This is a genomic window from Microbacterium sp. SW12 (assembly GCF_055391095.1).
This window is the reverse complement of record NZ_AP024335.1, coordinates 619,162-638,391: the sequence shown is the minus strand read 5'-3', so window position 1 is coordinate 638,391 and position 19,230 is coordinate 619,162. Positions and strand designations below refer to the sequence as shown.

Annotated in this window: 16 protein-coding genes, 1 pseudogene and 1 riboswitch; of the genes and pseudogenes, 9 read left to right on the top strand and 8 right to left on the bottom strand. The window is 68.3% G+C overall.

What is annotated here, in order from left to right; all coding sequences use genetic code 11:
• The first annotated feature begins 7 nt into the window (after nucleotides 1–7).
• Nucleotides 8–1,984, top strand: a complete 1,977-nt coding sequence (locus MICSW_RS03170; RefSeq protein ID WP_464496732.1) for an ABC transporter ATP-binding protein — start codon at nucleotides 8–10, stop codon at nucleotides 1,982–1,984.
• A 137-nt stretch (nucleotides 1,985–2,121) separates the two neighbouring features.
• Here the strand turns inward: MICSW_RS03170 and MICSW_RS03165 are convergent, their stop codons facing one another.
• Nucleotides 2,122–3,984, bottom strand: a complete 1,863-nt coding sequence (locus MICSW_RS03165) for a phosphoenolpyruvate carboxykinase (GTP) (protein WP_292729024.1) — start codon at nucleotides 3,982–3,984, stop codon at nucleotides 2,122–2,124.
• Between the two features lie 116 nt (nucleotides 3,985–4,100).
• On the opposite strand from MICSW_RS03165, the gene MICSW_RS03160 reads away from it, so the two are divergent.
• The 3 genes from MICSW_RS03160 (at nucleotide 4,101) to MICSW_RS03150 (ending at nucleotide 7,274) form a co-directional block, all read left to right on the top strand.
• Nucleotides 4,101–5,537, top strand: coding sequence for an XRE family transcriptional regulator (locus MICSW_RS03160; protein WP_292729022.1), 1,437 nt, complete (start codon nucleotides 4,101–4,103; stop codon nucleotides 5,535–5,537).
• 257 nt (nucleotides 5,538–5,794) lie between these two features.
• A complete protein-coding gene (locus MICSW_RS03155; RefSeq protein ID WP_464496731.1) occupies nucleotides 5,795–6,790 on the top strand; it encodes a DUF559 domain-containing protein in 996 nt (331 codons plus the stop codon).
• Nucleotides 6,791–6,842: 52 nt separating this feature from the next.
• Nucleotides 6,843–7,274, top strand: coding sequence for a hypothetical protein (locus tag MICSW_RS03150; RefSeq protein ID WP_292729016.1), 432 nt, complete (start codon nucleotides 6,843–6,845; stop codon nucleotides 7,272–7,274).
• Between the two features lies 1 nt (nucleotide 7,275).
• Here MICSW_RS03150 and MICSW_RS03145 read toward each other — a convergent pair whose 3' ends face one another.
• From MICSW_RS03145 to glyA, 4 genes and pseudogenes are all read right to left on the bottom strand, one after another.
• Nucleotides 7,276–8,262: a DUF4436 family protein gene (locus tag MICSW_RS03145; RefSeq protein ID WP_464496729.1), complete on the bottom strand. Its 987-nt coding sequence runs from the start codon at nucleotides 8,260–8,262 to the stop codon at nucleotides 7,276–7,278.
• Between the two features lie 56 nt (nucleotides 8,263–8,318).
• Nucleotides 8,319–8,936, bottom strand: coding sequence for a cyclodeaminase/cyclohydrolase family protein (locus MICSW_RS03140; RefSeq protein ID WP_464496728.1), 618 nt, complete (start codon nucleotides 8,934–8,936; stop codon nucleotides 8,319–8,321).
• 17 nt (nucleotides 8,937–8,953) lie between these two features.
• Nucleotides 8,954–9,841 carry a bifunctional methylenetetrahydrofolate dehydrogenase/methenyltetrahydrofolate cyclohydrolase gene (locus tag MICSW_RS03135; protein WP_292732836.1) on the bottom strand — a complete coding sequence of 296 codons (888 nt, stop codon included), beginning with the start codon at nucleotides 9,839–9,841 and terminating at the stop codon, nucleotides 8,954–8,956.
• 147 nt (nucleotides 9,842–9,988) lie between these two features.
• A pseudogene (gene glyA / locus MICSW_RS03130) lies at nucleotides 9,989–11,262 on the bottom strand (serine hydroxymethyltransferase).
• 52 nt (nucleotides 11,263–11,314) lie between these two features.
• Nucleotides 11,315–11,398, bottom strand: a riboswitch (ZMP/ZTP riboswitch).
• Nucleotides 11,399–11,480: 82 nt separating this feature from the next.
• On the opposite strand from glyA, the gene MICSW_RS03125 reads away from it, so the two are divergent.
• From MICSW_RS03125 to MICSW_RS03105, 5 genes are all read left to right on the top strand, one after another.
• Entirely contained in the window at nucleotides 11,481–13,037 is a 1,557-nt protein-coding gene (locus MICSW_RS03125) for a family 20 glycosylhydrolase (RefSeq protein ID WP_464496727.1), read from the top strand.
• Complete coding sequence (gene nagA / locus MICSW_RS03120) at nucleotides 13,034–14,194, top strand: N-acetylglucosamine-6-phosphate deacetylase (protein ID WP_464496726.1); 1,161 nt, start codon at nucleotides 13,034–13,036, stop codon at nucleotides 14,192–14,194. Before MICSW_RS03125 ends, nagA begins: the two co-directional genes overlap by 4 nt.
• A gap of 166 nt (nucleotides 14,195–14,360) precedes the next feature.
• Nucleotides 14,361–14,738, top strand: coding sequence for a YrdB family protein (locus MICSW_RS03115; protein ID WP_228179151.1), 378 nt, complete (start codon nucleotides 14,361–14,363; stop codon nucleotides 14,736–14,738).
• Complete coding sequence (locus tag MICSW_RS03110) at nucleotides 14,735–16,102, top strand: FAD-binding oxidoreductase (RefSeq protein WP_464496725.1); 1,368 nt, start codon at nucleotides 14,735–14,737, stop codon at nucleotides 16,100–16,102. The genes MICSW_RS03115 and MICSW_RS03110 overlap by 4 nt, the downstream gene beginning before the upstream one ends.
• Nucleotides 16,099–16,521 (top strand): NUDIX hydrolase, encoded by a 423-nt coding sequence (locus MICSW_RS03105; protein WP_228179149.1) that lies wholly within the window; start codon nucleotides 16,099–16,101, stop codon nucleotides 16,519–16,521. The genes MICSW_RS03110 and MICSW_RS03105 overlap by 4 nt, the downstream gene beginning before the upstream one ends.
• Before the next feature lie 30 nt (nucleotides 16,522–16,551).
• On the opposite strand, the gene nagB is transcribed toward MICSW_RS03105, so the two are convergent.
• Genes nagB through MICSW_RS03090 form a run of 3 tightly spaced genes read right to left on the bottom strand, consistent with a single transcriptional unit; the run spans nucleotide 16,552 to nucleotide 19,091 of the window.
• The gene (gene nagB, locus MICSW_RS03100) at nucleotides 16,552–17,331 is read right to left on the bottom strand and encodes a glucosamine-6-phosphate deaminase (protein ID WP_464496724.1); all 780 of its coding nucleotides are present in this window, start codon (nucleotides 17,329–17,331) and stop codon (nucleotides 16,552–16,554) included.
• A complete protein-coding gene (locus tag MICSW_RS03095; protein WP_464496723.1) occupies nucleotides 17,324–18,253 on the bottom strand; it encodes an ROK family protein in 930 nt (309 codons plus the stop codon). The genes nagB and MICSW_RS03095 overlap by 8 nt, the downstream gene beginning before the upstream one ends.
• A gap of 43 nt (nucleotides 18,254–18,296) precedes the next feature.
• Nucleotides 18,297–19,091, bottom strand: coding sequence for a carbohydrate ABC transporter permease (locus MICSW_RS03090; protein WP_375237132.1), 795 nt, complete (start codon nucleotides 19,089–19,091; stop codon nucleotides 18,297–18,299).
• Nucleotides 19,092–19,230: the final 139 nt, after the last annotated feature.

The window sequence follows — 19,230 nt, the reverse complement described above, 5'->3', positions numbered from 1 at the left end:
GGTCTCGATGTCGCGCGCTGATACGCGTCCCGCCCGTCGTGGGCGCCGCACCCCCGAGGAAGGCCCACGCGCGACGTTCCGCCAGCTGGTGCCGTTCCTCCTCGAGCACCGCACCGTGCTGATCGTCGTCGCCATCCTGAGTATCATCGGGGCCGTCGCGACCCTCGCCCAGCCGCTGCTGGTCGGGCAGGTGATTGCGCAAGTCGAGGCTGGCGGCGGCCTCGGGCTGTTGGTGTGGGGAATCATTGCGCTCGTGGTGGCAGCCTCGGTCATCTCCGGGTTCCAGCACTACCTGCTGCAGCGCACCGGAACTGCCGTGGTCTACTCCAGCCGGCGACAGCTCGTGGCCCGCATCCTGCACCTCCCCATCCGCGAATTCGACGCGCGGCGCACAGGTGACCTCGTTTCCCGTGTCGGAACCGACACGACGCTGCTCTATGCGGTCCTGACGCAGGGACTCGCGGATGCCGTGGGCAACTCCCTCATCTTCATCGGCGCCCTCGTCGCGATGGCGCTGATTGATCCCCTGCTGCTGCTGGCCATTGTCGTCGTGATCGGGGTCTCCATCACCGGCGTCGTGGTGCTCAGTGGCCGCATCCGTCGCGCGACCGGCGAGCAGCAAGAGAAGGTCGGTGAATTGGCCTCCTCGGTCGAGCGCGCGGTCAGTTCGATCCGAACCGTGCGCGCGGCCGGAGCTACCGAACGCGAGGTCACAGAGATCACGGGCGTCGCAACTGACGCGTACGGGGTCGGGGTCCGCATCGCCAAGGTCTCCGCGCTTGTCGTCCCCGTCGCGGGGATCGCCCTTCAGGTTTCGCTGCTGGTCGTCTTGGGGGTGGGCGGCTATCGGGTAGCCTCCGGAGCGATCGAGGTGGCAAGTCTTGTGACCTTCATCCTTTTCCTGTTCCTGCTCGTGGGTCCCCTCGGCAGCTTCTTCGGGGCGATCACCTCGGTGAACCAGGCTCTCGGCGCACTGGGTCGCATTCAAGAGATCCTCAATCTGCCGACCGAGGATGCCGACGACGCGCGGCTCGCGGCATCCGTCAGCGCAGCCTCCCCCGCTCGTTCGCCACAACACGCCGCGGGCGCAGGCGCCGCGGAGCAGATTGCGGCAATCGAGTTCCGGGATGTCTGGTTCCGCTATCCCGAAGCCGTCGTCGCCGCGCGCCGGAAGGCCGAGACCGAGGCGCGCGCCGTGCTCGAGAGCGCGCACGTCGACACCTCGGCGATCGCGCTCCCGAGCGGCACCGAGGACGCCACGGATGATGCGTCAGCAGCCCCGGCCGAGGCATCCACTGACGCCGGCGACGTGCTGCGCGGCGTATCGTTCCGGGTTCCGCGTGGGTCGCGTGTGGCGATCGTCGGCCCCTCGGGTGCCGGCAAGAGCACGACGCTTGCGCTCATCGAGCGGTTCTACGATCCGACCGACGGCGCGATCCTGCTGGGCGGCGCAGACATCCGAACCCTCCCGCGCGAAGAGCTCCGCGCACAGTTGGGCTACGTCGAGCAGGACGCACCGACCCTCGCCGGCACGATCGCCCAGAACCTGCGCCTCGCGTCCCCCGAGGCGACGGATGCCGACTGCGAGCGCGTCCTCGAGGCCGTGAATCTCACCGAGGTGCTCGAGCGCAGTCCGCTGCGCCTTCAGGCCCCGGTCGGCGAGAACGGCGTCATGCTGTCGGGCGGCGAGCGTCAGCGCCTGGCGATCGCTCGCGCCCTGCTGGCCGCTCCCCCCATCCTGCTGCTCGACGAATCGACGTCGTCGCTGGATGGACTCAACGAGCAGCGGATGCGGGAGGCCATAGACGCCGTCGCGGCCGACAGGACCCTCCTCGTGATCGCCCACCGCCTGTCGACGGTCGTTGACAGCGACCTGATCGTCGTCATGCAGAACGGTGAGGTCATCGGTCAGGGCACGCACGGCGAACTTGTCGAGTCCACGCCGCTCTACCGCGACCTCGCCCGCCACCAACTCCTGGTCTGACCCGCCCCGCCGAACCCACAACAATCTCGACGAACCCACCCCTTCCTGCGGCTGAAACCTGTGGGGTAACGCAAGAAGGGGTGGGTTCGCGAGGGGCGCGGGTTGCGCCGGATGCGGGCGGGAGGAGGACGCCCGGGTCAGGAGGACTTGAGGCGGTAGCGAAGGGCTGCGAGTTCGGCGTTCAGCTGGGCGGGGATGCGGCCATCGAAGACCCCGTAGAACTCCTCGGTGAGGTCTGCCTCGTGCAGCCACGACTCCGGGTCGACGGCGAACAGTTCCTCGAGATCCTCCTGCGGAACCTCGATACCGTCGAGGTTGAGGTCCTCGATGCGCGGAAGGCGCCCAATAGGGCTGTCAAGCGCCGGCACCTTGCCGTCGACGCGACGGATGATCCACTCGATGACACGGGAGTTGTCGCCGAACCCGGGCCAGAGGAAGCGGCCATCAGCCCCCTTGCGGAACCAGTTGACCTGGAAGATCCGCGGTGCACGATCGAACCTCAGCTTCTGGCCCATCTTGACCCAGTGCCCGAAGTAGTCGGCCATGTTGTAGCCGCAGAAGGGCAGCATCGCGAACGGATCGCGACGCAGTTCGCCGACCGTTCCCTCTGCAGCCGCGGTGCGCTCGGACGAGATCGTGGAGCCGAGGAAGACCCCGTGCGCCCAGTCGGTTGCCTCGACCACGAGCGGAACGTTCGTGGCACGGCGTCCGCCGAACAGGATCGCGTCGATCGGCACGCCTTCGGGAGCATCCCAGTCGTCGGCGATCTGCGGGCACTGGTCGGCGCGTACGGTGAACCGCGAGTTCGGATGAGCGGCGGGTCGCCCGGATGCCGGGGTCCAGGGGTTTCCCTCCCAGTCGATCAGTTCTGCCGGCGGCTCGTCAGTGAGTCCCTCCCACCACACATCTCCGTCGGGCCGAAGTGCCACGTTCGTGAAGATCGTGTTGCCCCAGAGCGTTTCGACAGCCGTGACGTTCGTGGACTCGCCGGTGCCGGGGGCGACACCGAAGAAGCCGGCCTCGGGGTTGATGGCCCAGAGGCGTCCATCCTCGCCCGGGCGCAGCCACGCGATGTCGTCGCCGAGTGTCTCGACGCGCCATCCGGGAATCGTCGGGCGCAGCATCGCGAGGTTCGTCTTGCCGCAGGCCGAGGGGAAGGCTGCGGCGAGGTGGTAGGCCTTGCCCTCGGGGCTGATGACGCGGATGAGCAGCATGTGCTCAGCCATCCATCCCTCGTCGCGGCCGATGACCGAGGCGATGCGCAGCGCGAAGCACTTCTTCGCGAGGATGGCGTTACCGCCGTACCCGGAACCGTACGACCACACCTCCAGGGTGTCGGGGAAGTGCACGATGTACTTCTCGTCGTTGCACGGCCAGGCGACATCATCCTGACCGGGCGCGAGCGGCGCACCGACAGAGTGGACGGTCTTCACCCACGGCGACCCGTTCGCGATCTCGCGCAGGACATCGGTGCCGACACGGGTCATGATGCCGATCGAGGTGACGGCGTAGGCGCTGTCGGTGATCTGCACACCGATGTGCGACAGCGGGCCGCCGACGGCTCCCATCGAGAACGGCACGACGTACATCGTGCGTCCGCGCATCGATCCGTCGAACAGCGGCGTGATGGTGGCGCGGATCTCTTCGGGCGCGACCCAGTTGTTTGTCGGGCCGGCGTCTTCTTCGCGCTCAGAGGCGATGAAGGTGCGCGCCTCGGTGCGGGCGACATCGCTCGGGTGCGAGCGGGCAAGGTACGAGCCCGGGCGCCACTCGGGATTGAGCTTGATGAGCTTGCCCTGCTCGACCTGCTCCCTCAGCAGCGCCTCATTCTCGGCGCGCGAGCCGGTCACCCAGTGGATCCGGTCGGGCTTGGTGAGCGCAGCGATCTCATCGACCCACTCGATCAACGCGTCCATGCCGGGGCCGGAGATGGATGGCAGTTGGCCGGATGCCGACGCGGGCGCCGAGATAGTGGGGCGAGTAATGTCAGCGATGGCCATTGTCTCTCCTGTGTGCGACGTCGACTGGGGGTCTTTCTCCACTTTCCTGCACGCGGAGGGCGGGTTGAAGCGGCTCAGCCTCGTAAGAAACGAAATTCTTTCGCTAGCATCAAGGAATGGCACCCACGAACCTCGAACTGGTGACGCTCGGGCACCGCATCCGTCACGAACGCGTGTCTCGGGGCTGGACGCTGGACGAGTTGGGTGCACAGGTCGGGGTCGCGGGAAGCCAGTTGAGCCTCATCGAAAACGGCAAGCGCGAGCCGAAACTCTCGCTGCTGCAGGCGATCGCCCACGCCACGGGACTGGAGGTCACCGACCTCCTCGCCGCTGAACCCCCGAATCGTCGGGCTGCGCTCGAAATCGAGCTGGAACGCGCGCAGGCAAGCCCCGTGTTTCGCAGGCTCGGCATCCCGCCGGTGAAGGTCACCAAAGGGACACCCGATGAGACGATCGAGTCGATACTCGGCCTGCACCGGGAGCTCGATCGCCGCGAGCGAGAAGCGATCGCAACGCCCGAGGAGGCGCGGCGCGCCAACACGGAGCTGCGCCTGCGGATGCGCGAGCGTGACAACTACCTGCCCGATATCGAAAAGCTCGCCGAGAAGCAGCTTGCGGCGGCCGGTCACGTCTCGGGCGCGCTCACCCACCGCACCGTGAGCATCATGGCCGAGCGCCTCGGGTTCGAGCTGCTCTACGTCAACGACCTTCCGCGCTCGGCGCGATCGGTCACCGATCTCGAGAACGGCCGCATTTACCTGCCGCCCGCATCTATCCCGGGCGGCCACGGGCTGCGCTCGATGGCACTGCAGGCGATGGCCCACCGGCTGCTCGGACACCAGCGACCCACGTCGTACGCCGACTTCCTGCAGCAGCGCCTCGAGATCAACTACTTCGCCGCCTGTTGCCTCATCCCCGAGACCAACGGCGTCGCGTTCCTGCAGCAGGCGAAGAAGGAACGCAATCTGGCCGTCGAGGACTTCCGCGATGCGTTCGGTGTCACGCACGAGGCTGCGGCGATGCGGATGACGAACCTCATGACACAGCATCTCGGCATCCGTCTGCACTTCCTGCGCGTCGATGGATCCGGTGCCATCTCACGGGTGTACGAGAACGACGACCTCCCCCTGCCGATGGATGTCACCGGTGCCGTTGACGGCCAGATCGCCTGCCGCAAGTGGTCGGCCCGTGCCGCCTTCTCGGAGCAGAACCGCACGACCGAGCACTACCAATACACCGACACCCCAGCGGGCACGTTCTGGTGCGCCACGCAGACCGGTACCACAGCCGACGGCGAGTTCTCGATCAGTGTGGGGGTTCCGTTCGACGATGCCCGCTGGTTCCGCGGCCGTGAGACCACCAAGCGTGCGGTCTCCACCTGCCCCGACGAAGCCTGCTGCCGCCGAGCACCCGCGGAGCTCACGTCGCGGTGGGAGGGCAAGGCCTGGCCGAGCGCCCGCGTGCACATGCAGATGTTCACGCCGCTCCCCCGTGGCAACTTTCCCGGCGTCGACGACTCCGAGGTGTACGCCTTCCTCGACCGTCACGCCTGAGGCAGCATCCGTGGCTCGCCCCCAAGAAGTGGGCGCAGATTGTCGTCTCGATGCGATAAGTGGGCGCAAACTGTCGCCTCAGGCCCTGCAAACGACAATGGGAGCCCATCTTTTTCCGCTGGGACCGCGCGCGAGGAACACGTAGTGATGCTCGAGAGGCCGGCATGGGCTCCTCCCCACACCTGAGTTCAGCGCGGGATGACACGAGTTGCCTGAACGGCCAGCCACGTGCACGGCTCGTCCAGGATGCTGAACGGATGCCGCGCCGCCACGCCCCGCTTCCTTCGACGCTGTCCACCCCCTTCGCCTATGCCGAGGCCCGAGCGATGGGTGTGACCGCCGGGCGGCTGCGCGGGTCCGATCTCGAGCGGCCGTTCCACGCCACTCGCATTCTCCCCGACCCTGCGACACGCTCCGCGTTCGCGGGTCCGCAAGCGATCGACGCTCGCGTTCGCGCCCGGGTACTCGAGCGGGCCCGCGCATACAGTCGTGTGATGAGCCGGCAAGGGTTCTTCACGGGGATGACGGCAGCGGCGCTTCTCGGGTGTCCGCTGCCCGACGGCTTCGACCCTGACGCGGACCTGTCGGTTGGCACGATGCACCCGCATCGTGCAGCGCGAGCCCGAGGCGTGGCCGGCTTTCAGACGCGCGAGCACCTTGCGCACGTGATGGATGTCGGAGGCTTGCGCGTGACGACTCCCGCGTCGACTTGGGCGATGCTCGGCGGGGAGCTTTCGGAACGGTGGCTCGTGATCATGGGGGATCACTTCGTGCGCGTTCCTCGCGACCATCGAGGTCGCGCGATGCCGAACGCGCGACTGGCCACGCCCGCACAGCTGGAGGCAGCAGCACTCGCGCCAGGGAGGCGGCATCGCAAAGCGCTCGTTCGTGCCCTGACGTCGGTGCGCGTCGGTAGTGCCTCCCGGCTCGAGACGGAATATCGGCTGGATGCCGAGGCCGCGCGCCTGCCCCACATGGATCTGGATGTCGAGGTCCGCGGTGCAGACGGAGCGCTGATAGCCATTGTCGACGGCATGCACCGAGCGTTCGACCTGATCGTCGAAGTCGAAGGCGATCACCACCGGACAGATCGCGCGCAGTGGAATCGCGACATCGACAGAACGGCGGCACTGGCGGCGCAGGGGTGGGAGGTCGTTCGCCTCACCTCACGACGCATTCGAGACGGGAGCGCGACGTCGGTGGTTCGAAGCGCCCTCCACCGCCATGGATGGTCGGGACCGCGGGGCCACTAACAGCGTCGCTCCGCGCACGGCGACACGACGGCATCTGTGGGAGGGTGGATCCGTGCGCGCCTGGCTGATCCGATTCGTGACGCTTTACGTCTTCGACGTCGCCGTCCTGCTGCTGATCGGACTGATCATGCCGCAGGTCTCGGTCGGCTGGTCGGTGCTGTGGGCGGCAGTGGTGCTCGCGCTGGCGACGATCTGGGTCAAGCCTGCCTTGCGACGCTGGCTGGGAGGACGCGCCGAGCGGTCGAGCCGTGACCTCACCCGGGCTGGCACGAAACTCGTTCAGGCGGGCGTCGTGCTCGTCGTCGCCGCGATCGTCTGGATGCTCGTCGTGGTGCTGTCCGGCGTCGACGTCGCGGGCTTTTTCTGGGGGTGGATCACGCCCCCGGTGCTGCTGGCCATCGCGTGGCTCATCTATGACGCGATCGACGACCGGCTCGAGGCGCAGACCGGTCGCCTCTGGGACTCTGCCCGCCGCCGGCCGTAGCTCACTCGCCTCCGCCGGCGCCGCCGCCGTCTGAACCCGCATCAGCGTCGGATGCGTCAGCCTGCGCGTCGGCATCGCCCGCGGATTGGGCGGCAGCCACGCCATCCGGACCGTTGCGCAGCCACGCGAAGACGAAGATCACGAGCCCGGCGATGAGCGCCGCGATGACCCACAGCACGATCAGATAGTCCACCCAGGATCCGATGGGTGGTGACCCGGGAAAGAAGTTTCGCAGCGGAATCGTGGCGAAAAGCATCGCCCCGATCCACCCGAGCATCGTCACCTCGATCTTTCGCCTGCCGCGATACACCGTGATGGCAGCTGTCAGCACCAGAACTGGCGCGATCACCATCAGCGTCAACAGCACCAGTCCGAATGCGACAGTGGATGCCGCCCGCGTGATCGTGAACTGGACCCCGAGGAGCGTGATCGTGCCGTCCTCGGTGACCACCGACACAGTCGACACCGCCTCCGCAACGACGTTCCATCCCGGGACACGACCGTCTGCCGTCAGGACGTAGGGAATCGGTACCCCCTGACCGTCGGCATCAACGCGCATCGGCGCGATCAGGGTCTCGGCGGTGTAACGGTCGAATGGCCACTGCTCGATGAACCCGTCGAGCGTCAGTGCAACCGTTTCGGCGCCGACGACCTCGTCGGCGCCATATTCGATCGTGCGCGCCCCATTGGTTCCCGTGACGAGCACGTGCACAGCTTCGTCCATCGAGAAGTCGTCGGATGAGTACGATCCCAGATCGGTGGGGTTGATGCGCACCGACATGGTGCTCGCCGCCCCATCGATGTCGACCGGTGTCAACGTCAACTCCAGCGGCACACCCTCGCCACCGCTGGAGGCTTCGGCATGCTCGATCCGACCCCCGGCCGCGTACAGGACGATGACGACGACGTAGAGCAGCGCGATCGCGAGAACTCCCCCGATCACGCCGATGCTGCGGGCACGGGAGCGCGCACGCGGTCGAGAAGTCACGGCGACATTGTGCCAGAGCGCAGCGACGAGGGCGTGACGCTTGTCACGACGGCGTTTTAGGGCAGCTCCGCCAGTGACCCCCGCGCGTGCGTGATGCGTCGCTCGGCTCGTCGCAACTCGCCCTCGGACGTCGATTCCGCCTCTCCGGATCCAGCCGAGTGGGCGGCGACGAGATCGAGGTTCGCACGCAGGTTCACAAGCGCCCCTACGAGTCCCGCTCGCAGCGCCTCGCGAGCAACGGCAAGGTCGGCATCCAGGTGGTGATTGCCCACCCGGCCCAGCACGTCGAGCTCGGCGACGAGGGCGATACCCACCTCGCCCACCTCCACGGACGAACGCGCACCGTCCACCGCGGCGCGGAGCAGACGGGATTCGCGGGCGGGATCCTCGGTTGGAAGAGCGAGGGCCGCGCCCAGCGCGACGGATGCCTCACTGTCGGCATCCGATGCGTGCAGCGCACGCGTTCGAAGGACCAGGAGTCGCTGACCCGAAGCTTTCGCCTCGTCGCTGCCGGGAGTGTATTCGGCAACCATGCGCAGCAGGCCGGCCGCGAGGGCGAGCATCACCGCGCTCGCAGAACCACCGCCGGGAGCGCCCGTCGCCTCGCCGAGGCGGTCCAGCCACTGCTCGAGCGGAATCGACGCCCGCGCGTCGCTCGGATCAGCCTCTGCCATGGTCGCTAACCGCCCGGTCAGCTCGCCAGACGCTCGGCGGTCTCGACGACGTTCGCGACGAGCATCGCGCGGGTCATCGGTCCGACGCCCCCAGGGTTGGGCGAGAGCCAACCGGCGACCTCCGCCACGGCGGGATCGACATCTCCGGCAAGTTTCGCGCGCCCGGATTCGGTGGTCCCGACCCGGGTCACGCCGACATCCAGCACGGCAGCGCCGGGCGCGATCCACTCGGGCTTAACCAGGTGCGGCTGCCCGACGGCGGCGACCACGATGTCGGCCCGTCGAACCTGAGCCTCGAGGTCGGGGGTGCGCGAGTGGGTGAGGGTCACTGTCGCGTCAGTGCCCTTGCGGGTCAACAGAAGACCGAGCGGGCGACCGACGGTGATACCGCGGCCGATGACAGTGACGTGCTTTCCCGCTATTTGAACCCCATGACGGGTGAGGAGCTCGATGATCCCGGCGGGCGTGCACGGCAGCGGCGCCGGAACCGCGGTGGCGGGATCGACGCCCAGCACGAGCCGGCCGAGGTTCGTCGGATGCAGGCCGTCGGCATCCTTGTCCGGGTCGATCAGTTCCAGGATCGCGTTCTCATCGATGCCCTTGGGCAGTGGCAACTGCACGATGAAGCCGGTGACGGCGGGGTCCGCGTTGAGCGCACGGACAGCATCCGCGATCTCGTCCTGCGTCGCCGTCGCGGGCAGCTCGACAGCGATCGATGCGACACCGACCTCCGCGCAGTCGCGGTGCTTGCCGGTGACGTAGGAACGCGAGGCGCCGTCATCGCCGACGAGCAGAGTACCCAGGCCCGGCACGATGCCCCGCTCCGCGAGGGCAGCGACGCGGTCACGCAGCTCCCCCTTGATCGCGGCGGCTGTCGCGGTGCCATCGAGCAGTTGTGCAGTCATTCGCGTCTCCTGTCGTCATCCCGCGACATCCGCGTCCCGGGACGGATAACTACGTCCATAGGTATTCTACGGATGCCGGGTCCCGTCAGCCAGAGCCTGCTGCCGAAGCCCCGCCCACCGTTGGCCACGGGCCCGTGCACGCCGTCCTTACTGCGACAGCCCCGGGTAGAGCGGGAAGGCTTCGGTCAGCGTCGCGACGCGCGCACGCAGGGCATCGATATCGGGGTTCGGCAGCAACGCGAGCGCGATGATGTCGGCAACCTCGGCGAACTCGGCGTCCCCAAAACCGCGAGTGGCAAGCGCCGGCGTCCCGATCCGAAGACCGGAGGTGACCATCGGCGGGCGCGGGTCATTGGGGACGGCGTTGCGATTGACGGTGATCTGGATCTCGTGCAGCAGATCCTCCGCCTGCTTCCCATCGATCGCCGCGTTTCGCAGGTCGACCAGCACGAGGTGCACGTCGGTGCCACCGGATCGGACGGCGATGCCGGCATCTGCGACATCGCGCTGGGCGAGCCGGTCGGCGAGGATCTTCGCACCGCGGATCGTGCGCTGCTGCCGCTCCCGGAACTCCGGGGTCGCAGCCAGCTTGAAGGCCGTCGCCTTCGCCGCGATCACGTGCATGAGGGGCCGCCCTGCTGCCCCGGGAAGACCGCCGAGTTGATCTTCTTCGCGATCGCTTCGTCGTTGGTCAGGATGAATCCCGAGCGGGGCCCGCCGATGGTCTTGTGCACGGTGGATGACACCACGTGCGCGTGCGGCACGGGTGAGGGGTGCACGCCGCCGGCCACGAGCCCGGCGAAGTGAGCCATGTCGACCCACAACAGCGCGTCGACCTCGTCGGCGATCTCGCGGAAGCGCGCGAAGTCCAGCTGGCGTGGGTACGCAGACCATCCCGCGATGATGACCTGCGGACGGTGTTCGAGCGCGAGGCGGCGCACCTCGTCCATGTCGATCAGGCTCGTCTCGGGGTCGACGCCGTAGGCGACGATGTCGTACAGACGCCCAGAGAAGTTCGCCTTCATGCCGTGCGTGAGGTGCCCGCCGTGATCGAGAGATAGACCCAAGATCGTGTCACCGGGGCGGGCGATGGCGTGCAGGACCGCGGCATTGGCTGTCGCGCCCGAGTGGGGCTGCACGTTCGCGTACGCGGCACCGAACAGGTCCTTCGCGCGCGCGATCGCAAGCTCTTCGGCCACGTCGACCTCTTCGCAACCGCCGTAGTAGCGCTTGCCCGGGTAGCCCTCGGCGTACTTGTTCGTGAGCACCGAGCCCTGCGACTGCAGCACCGAAACGGGAACGAAGTTCTCGGAGGCGATCATCTCGAGGTAGCTCTGCTGACGAGCGAGCTCCCGATCGAGGACCTGAGCGATCTCGGGATCGACTTCGGCGAGTGGGGCGGTGAAGAACGAGTCGCTCATGGCGTGTGCTCCTTGTGCTGCGGGGCGGGGACGACGGCTTCGGGTGGGGTTCCGTCTCGACCCAGGCGTGCGGTCGAGTACCGTGTCGGTCGCTCCCCGGTGGTCATCCACCTCAACGCCAGTCGCGACACCCCGAGCATAGCGGATCGCGCTACGCCCTCGATCCGCGACCGAGCGGTTGGTAGAGTGACTCAACGCTATTTGTTAGGACTCTTTACATGACCGGGACGCAGCCCCGTGACGCCGCCGCCTTCCCGTGGCCGGTTCCTCTCCCCCGCGACGCGGCAGCGGTCGAAGGACCGGGATTCACCCTGCAAGCGCGGACGGCGGTCACCGGCGATCAGACAGCCGTCGGCATCCTGACGAACCTGGCGTCTGCGCGAACCGACGGCGAGATCGACCTCGACCCGACGGCTGCGGGCCCCGGCATCACTCTGTCCATCACGGATGCCGAAACCCCCGAGTCCTACCGGCTGATCACTTCAACAGACGGCGTCGCCGTGACCGGGTCGGATGAGGCGGGGCTGTTCTACGGCATCCAGACCCTGACGCAGCTGATCGCGCGGACCGACGACGGATGGCGCATCCCGGCCGTAGAGATCGCTGACTCGCCGCGCTTCGCTTACCGCGGCGTCATGCTTGATGTCGCACGCCACTTCTCCCCGGTCGAGGTGGTGCTCGGTGTGATCGACCGGGCGGCGCAGCTGAAGCTGAACCACCTCCATCTGCACCTGACCGATGATCAGGGGTGGCGGATCGAGATCCCCTCCCGGCCCGAGTTGACACGGCTGGCATCCGCAACCGCCATCGGCGGTGACCCCGGCGGCCTCTACACCGCCGAGGACTACGCGCGGATCGTCGCGTACGCGGCGGCCCGCCACATGACAGTGGTGCCCGAGATCGATCTTCCCGGTCACACCCACGCTGTCGGCCTCGCCTACCCCGACCTGGTCGAAGAGCCGGTGATCTCCGACCACATTCGCGAAGTCGTCGAGACATACGGCAGCACGCTTCCCGTCGCGGGCGAGCCATACGAAGGCCTCGCCGTCGGCTTCTCGTCGCTGCGGATCGGCGACGCGGCGACAGAGGCCTTCGTGACGGACGTCGTCACCGATCTCGCCGCGATGACGCCCGGCCCGTACCTGCACGTCGGCGGCGACGAGGCCTTGGGGACGGATCCCGCCGATTACGCCGAGTTCGTGAGCCTCGCGTCACGCATCGTTGCGGATGCCGGGAAGGTGCCCGTGATGTGGCACGAGGCCGGCGCAGCGAGCGACCTGCATCCGGGAACCGTCGGCCACTACTGGGGATTCGTCTCACCGACCGACGGTACGGACGACAAAGCACGGGGCTTCGTCACACGCGGCGGGCGCATCATCCTGTCGCCAGCCGACGCCGTCTACCTCGACATGAAGGATGCCGCGGACTCGGAGCTGGGCCTCACCTGGGCGAACGGTGTCACGAGCGTGGAACGCGCCTACGCATGGGAGCCGGGGACGGTGCTCGACGGGGTGGCCGAGAGCGACATCCTGGGGGTCGAGGCCGCGCTGTGGACCGAGACCGTCCGCAGTCCCGACGACATCGACACGCTGATGTTCCCGCGGATCGCTGCTGCTGCCGAGGCAGCCTGGTCTCCCGCCAGCGACCTGAACCCCCTGCGCACGTGGGACTCTTTCCGCGAGCGGGTCGGCGCGCTCGACGGGCTCTGGAGTGCGCTCGGCATCCGTTTTCGCCGCTCGCCCGAGATCCCGTGGCGGGACGAGGAAACGTCGTGAGCGCCACGATCATCCACAGCGCCCGGCTCGTCTCGGACGGATCTGAGACAGCCGACGCGTGGGTGGAGATGCGCGGCGGCACCATCGCCGCGGTGGGAGTGGGAGAGACCTGGCGGTCACGCACCTCCTCGGCGACGGTCATCGCCGCGAGGGACGTAGCCGGGCCCGGCGCCATCCTCACGCCGGGGTTCGTCGACATCCACGGCCACGGCGGCGGCGGGTTCTCGTACGAGAGCGATGAGTCGGACATCCGCGCCGCCCGAGCCCTGCATCTGGCACACGGCACGACCCGCGCAGTCCTCTCGCTCGTCTCGGGCTCGCTCGAGCACCTCACCGCCCAGGCCGCGCGGATCGCAGCGATGACGCACACGGATGCCGGCATCCTCGGCACCCACCTCGAGGGGCCGTTCCTGGATCCCGGTCACCGCGGCGCGCACGATCCGGCGGTCCTCCGGGAGGCAACACCGGACGCGGTCGCGGCGCTACTGGCAGCCGGCGCGGGGACGATCCGGCAGGTCACGCTGGCACCGGAGCTTCCCGGCGCAGCGGAGGCGATCCGCACCTTCGTGGATGCGGGAGTCGCTGTCGCGGTCGGTCACACGGATGCCGACGCCGAGGCGACGCGTGCGGCGTTCGAAGCCGGTGCGACCATCCTGACCCACGCCTTCAACGCGATGCCTCCGCTGCATCACCGCGCTCCGGGGCCGGTCGGGGCGGCTACCGCCGACCCGCGGGTGACGCTCGAGGTGATCGCCGACGGCGTGCACGTTCACCCGGAGCTCATCCGGATCCTGTTCGCCGCGGCGCCGGGGCGGATCGCGCTCATCACTGACGCGATGGCCGCGGCGGGCGCCCGCGACGGCCGGTACGCCCTCGGCGAGCTGGAGGTGGACGTCGTCGACGGGGTGGCCCGCGTCGCAGGAACGAGCACAATCGCGGGGTCGACCCTCACCCAGGATGCCGCGCTTCGCGTTGCCCTCAAGGCCGGCATCGACCTGCCCTCGGCCGTGGACGCACTCACCCGTGCGCCGGCGGCGGCGATCGGCGTCGACGACCGATTCGGCATCCTGCGTGAAGGTTTCGCCGCTGACGCCGTGCTGCTGGATGCCGCGCTCGCGCCGCGCGCGGTCTGGCTCGATGGCCGCCGCATGCGCTGACGCCAGCAGCCGTGCCTGGGGCAACGGAAAGATGGGCTCGAACTGTCCCGTCCAGGCTCGGAAGCGACCAGATGCGCCCACCTTTGTCGCGATAGCGACCAGATGCGCCCACCTTTGTCGCGATAGCGACCAGATGCGCCCAACTGACGCGGCCTAGACTGGAAACATGCCCGAATCAGCGACCCCGTCCGGCGTTCCCGCAGGGACCCGCCCGGCGTTGAGCGCGGTCGACGTGCTCGCCGTTCTGTGCGAACTCTTCGCGTTCGGGACTCTCGCGTTCTGGGGCTTCGCCGCGTGGCCTTTCCCCTGGAACATCGTCGCGGGCATCGTCGCGCCGGTGGTCGCCATCCTGCTGTGGGCGCTGTTCGTTTCGCCCCGGGCCGTCATCGTCGTCCACCCGTTCCTGCGGGCCGTGGTCGAACTCCTCGTGTATGTCTCGGCGACGATCGCCTGGTGGAGCGTGGGCCTTGTCTGGGTCGGCCTGATCTTCGGGGTCATCGCCGTCACGGTCGGCGTGCTCGCGGGGCGCCGCCGGCTGGCATGAGCGACCGAGAGGTCCTCGCGCAGCTGCGTGCCGAACTCGGCGACGCGCTCGACACGTCGGATGCCTCTCTCGAGGCCGCCCGCGCCGACAAGTCCGGTCACGCCAGCACCGGCCGTCCTCTCGCGGTCGTGCACGCCCGGAGCGTCGAAGAGGTGCAGGCGACGCTGCGCATCGCGTCGGCCACGGGGACACCCGTCGTCACCCGCGGTGCCGGCACGGGGCTCGCGGGCGGTGCGAATGCCGGACCCGGCGAGATCGCCCTCTCGGTTCGGGCGATGGATCGCATCGTGGAGGTACGGCCCGACGACCTGCTCGCCGTGGTCGAGCCCGGCATCCTGAACGCGGACCTGAACCGCGCGCTTGCCGAGTACGGCCTGTGGTGGGCGCCCGACCCCGCCAGCCGCGACATCTCCACAGTCGGCGGCAACATCGCCACGGGAGCGGGCGGACTACTGTGCGCCAAGTACGGCGTGGTGCGGGATGCCGTCCTCGGCGTAGATATCGTCCTCGCCGACGGGCGACTCCTGCACCTCGGCCATCGCACGGTCAAGGGCGTCACAGGGCTCGACCTCAGATCCCTCGTGATCGGTTCCGAGGGCATCCTCGGCGTCGTGGTTGGTGCGACCCTGAAGCTGCGGCGACTCGTGCCCGGCGAGGTGTGCACCATCGCCGCAACCTTCACGGATGTCGGCACCGCCGCGAGTGCGTGCAGCGCAGTCACCGCCACGGGACTGCAACCAGCGATCATGGAGCTGCTGGATGCCGCAGCCCTGACGGCCATCCACGAGTTGCTGGGCCTTGCCGCGCCGACCCCGGGCGCGGCGCACGTGACGATCCAGACCGATGGCGCTGCGGCGGCAGCTGACGCGGCGGCGATCACCGCGGTCCTCGAGGCAGCGGGAGGAACCGTCGCCGTGTCCACCGACCGCGACGAGGGCGAGCGGCTTCTCGCGATCCGCCGGTCGGTGCATCCCGCGATGGCACGCCTGGGCACGACCCTCATCGAGGACGTTTCGGTACCACGCTCAGCGCTCGCGGCGATGTTCGCGCGCATCGCCGACATCGAGCGCCGCTACGACCTCGTGATCCCCACCGTCGCTCACGCTGGCGATGGGAACCTGCATCCGAACTTCATCTTCGACGGTCCCGACGTGCCCGCGCCGATCTGGGAAGCCGCCGATGAGCTGTTTCGTGCCGCGCTCGAGCTCGGCGGAACTCTCACCGGCGAGCACGGTATCGGGGTGCTCAAGCGACGGTGGCTCGCGGACGAACTCGGCGATGACCAGTGGGAGCTGCAGCGCCAGATCGCGCGTGTCTTCGATCCGCAGGGGATCCTGAACCCCGGCAAGGTGTTCGCACCGTGAGCGACACCGTGAGTGGGGTCATCCACGTCAGCGCGGCAGTCATCGTGTCGACCGACGGCCGCGCCCTCGTCGTGCGCAAGCATGGCGCTACCGTCTTTCAGCAACCGGGCGGAAAGCCCGACCCCGGCGAGAGCGCGATGGATGCCGTCATCCGTGAGATCGCAGAAGAGACCGGCATCCGGGCCGCGGCTGAAGATCTCGTCCCGCTCGGCCGGTTCGAAGCTGCCGCGGCCAACGAGCCGGGACACCGCGTCATCGCCGATGCGTTCGTGCTGCGAGTGAGCGAGGCCCGAGCTGACGCCAGCGCCGAGATCGCTGAGCTGCGCTGGATCACCGAGCACGAGGTTGCATCGACGCCGCTCGCACCCCTCAGCCGAACGCACCTGATCGGTTTCGCGTGGAGTGACTCCGCTGCTTAACCCCAGCCCTGCCGGCGCACGGCGCTCGGCCTACAAGCCCTGCCAGTCCGGCTTGTTCGCGTAGGCATACCGGTAGTACTCGGCCCGAGCGAGTTCGGCTGCGGCATCCTCATCGACGACGACGGTGACGTGCGGATGAAGCTGAATCGCCGAACCGGGGACGGATGCCGACAGTGGGCCCTCGACGGCGGCGGCGAGAGCCGCGGCCTTGGCGCTCCCGAACGCGAGGAGCACGAGGTGGTCTGCCTCGAGAATCGTGCCGAGGCCCTGCGTGATGCAGTGCATCGGCACCTCGTCCGGCGAGGCAAAGAAGCGCGCATTATCGGTGCGTGTCTGTTCCGTGAGTGTCTTGACGCGCGTGCGAGAGGCGAACGACGAGCCCGGCTCGTTGAAACCGATGTGCCCGTCGGTGCCGATCCCGAGGATCTGCAGGGCGATGCCACCAGCATCCATGATCGCTGCCTCATAGACCTCGCCGGCTTGCGCGATTCCGTCGAGACGCCCATCGGGGACGCGAATGCGCGCCGGGTCCAGCCCCAACGGCTCGACCACTTCGCGCGTGATGACCGACCGATAGCTCTGCGGGTGTGCGGGATCGAGGCCCACGTACTCGTCGAGGGCGAACCCGCGCACCGTTGACAGGTCGACGCCCGCGAGGGCGGGCACCAGCGCCTGATATACCGGGAGCGGCGTCGAACCGGTCGCGAGTCCGAGCACGAGGTCAGGCGTCGCGCGGATACGCCGCGCGATCTCGCTCGCGACCAGCTTCCCGCCTGCCTCGCGGCCCGGGACGATGATGACTTCAGCCATGGGAAAGAACCTCTCTTTCGTCTGCAGCTTCAGTGCTGATGAGCGCCGCTCCGAGCGCTGCGGCAGGCGCACCCGCGGGGAGGATCTCAACGCGGTCGACCAGCTGGAGTGAACGCAGGAATGCCGATTCCCGCGCGCTCGCCTCCAGCTGAGCAGCCACCTCGCTCTGCAGTCGGGTGCCGAGAGCGGTGATGCCGCCGCCGAGGACCACGGTGTCGACATCCGCGGTGAGCACAAGCACCCGGATAGCGGCGGCGACGCCTCGGGCGAGGTCGGTTCGCACCAGCACGGCTGCCGCATCACCGCCGTCGGCAGCGTCGAAGACGTCTCGAATGGGGAGCGCGCCGGGCCTGCCCCACCGGGCTGACACCGCGCCTCCGCCGGCCAGCGCCTCGATGCAGCCGCGTTGGCCGCAGCGGCACACGGGTCCCGCCGGATCGATCGACAGGTGCCCGATCTCTCCGGCACCACCGCGCGCCCCGCGCCAGAGCACGCCACCCGTCACGATGGCGGCGGCTATCCCCGTCCCGAGGTTCAGATACCCCATCGAGAGCGTCCCGCCCCGCAGCGAGGCAGCACCCAGTGCCGCTGCCTTGACGTCGTTCTCGACGCGCACGGGCACTCCGAGAACCGGAGCGACGGCGGCGGCAAGATCGAGCGTCTCGACGCCGAGGTTGACGGCGTGTTCGACCCGGCCTGACCCCGGTTCGATCCGGCCGGGAATCCCGATCCCCACCGACCGGACATCCGCCGCTGTGAGCGCGGGATCAGCCTGCAGATTGGCGACCGCGTCGAGGATCGTCTGCACGACGGCATCCGGACCCCACCCGGTGGCCAGGCGCGTGCGGGCGACGATGGTGCCGTTCGGGGCTACGGCGACAGCATCCGTCTTGGTTCCCCCGACATCGAGGCCGAGTCTCATCGTCCGCCCCCGATCGAGAGGCGGTGGGTGGTGCACATTCTCATCAGCCCTTTACCGCTCCGGCGACAAGTCCACCGGTCATTCGGCCCTGAACGATGAGGAAGAAGATGACCACCGGCAGAGCGATCAGGGTGGACCCGGCCATCACCGCTCCCCAGTTCACGGCGCCGCCCACCGACGAGGACTGGAAGGCATTGAGCCACGGCATCAGCGTGAGGTTGTAGCCCTTCATCATGAGCAGAGCCATCGTGAACTCGTTCCACGACTGGATGAACGCGAAGATCCCGGTGGCCACGAGGCCCGGCGCGAGCAGCGGGAACGTGACCTTCCAAAAGGCCTGAGACTTGGTGCAGCCGTCGATCATGGCTGCCTCTTCGAGGTCGGCGGGAACTCCCGCGACGAACCCGCGCAGGGTCCAAATCGTGAAGGGGATCACGGCGGCGGTGTACACGATTCCGAGCCCCAGCAGCGTGTTCATGAGGTGCCAGTCGTCGATCATCCCGTAGATCGTGAACATCATTGCTTCGCCGGGGATCATCTGCACGACGAGTACCGCGACGATGAAACCGCGCTTGCCGCCGAAGCGGAAGCGTGCAACAGCCACCGAGGCGAGGAACGCGAACAGCAGCGTGACGATGAGGACGCCGACGGTGACGGTCACGGTGGTGCCCAGCGCGTGCGGGAAGTCGGTCTGGCCGGGGGCAGCCTCCCGTGTCCACGCCGTGATGTAGTTCTCGAGGGTGAAGTCCAGTGGCACGAAGCTCGGGTCGCGGCTGATGATCTCGTTCGTCGGGGTGAACGACATGTTCACCATCCAGTAGACGGGGAACACCGACATCACGAACACGACAGCTGCCGCGATGTTCAGCAGGGTACGCGTCACGACCTTGCGCGGGCTCGGTCGGCGCGCTCCCTCGAGCCGCGGGGAACGCGTACCGCGAGGACGGCCGCGGGGCTCGTCGTCGATGCCGATAGTG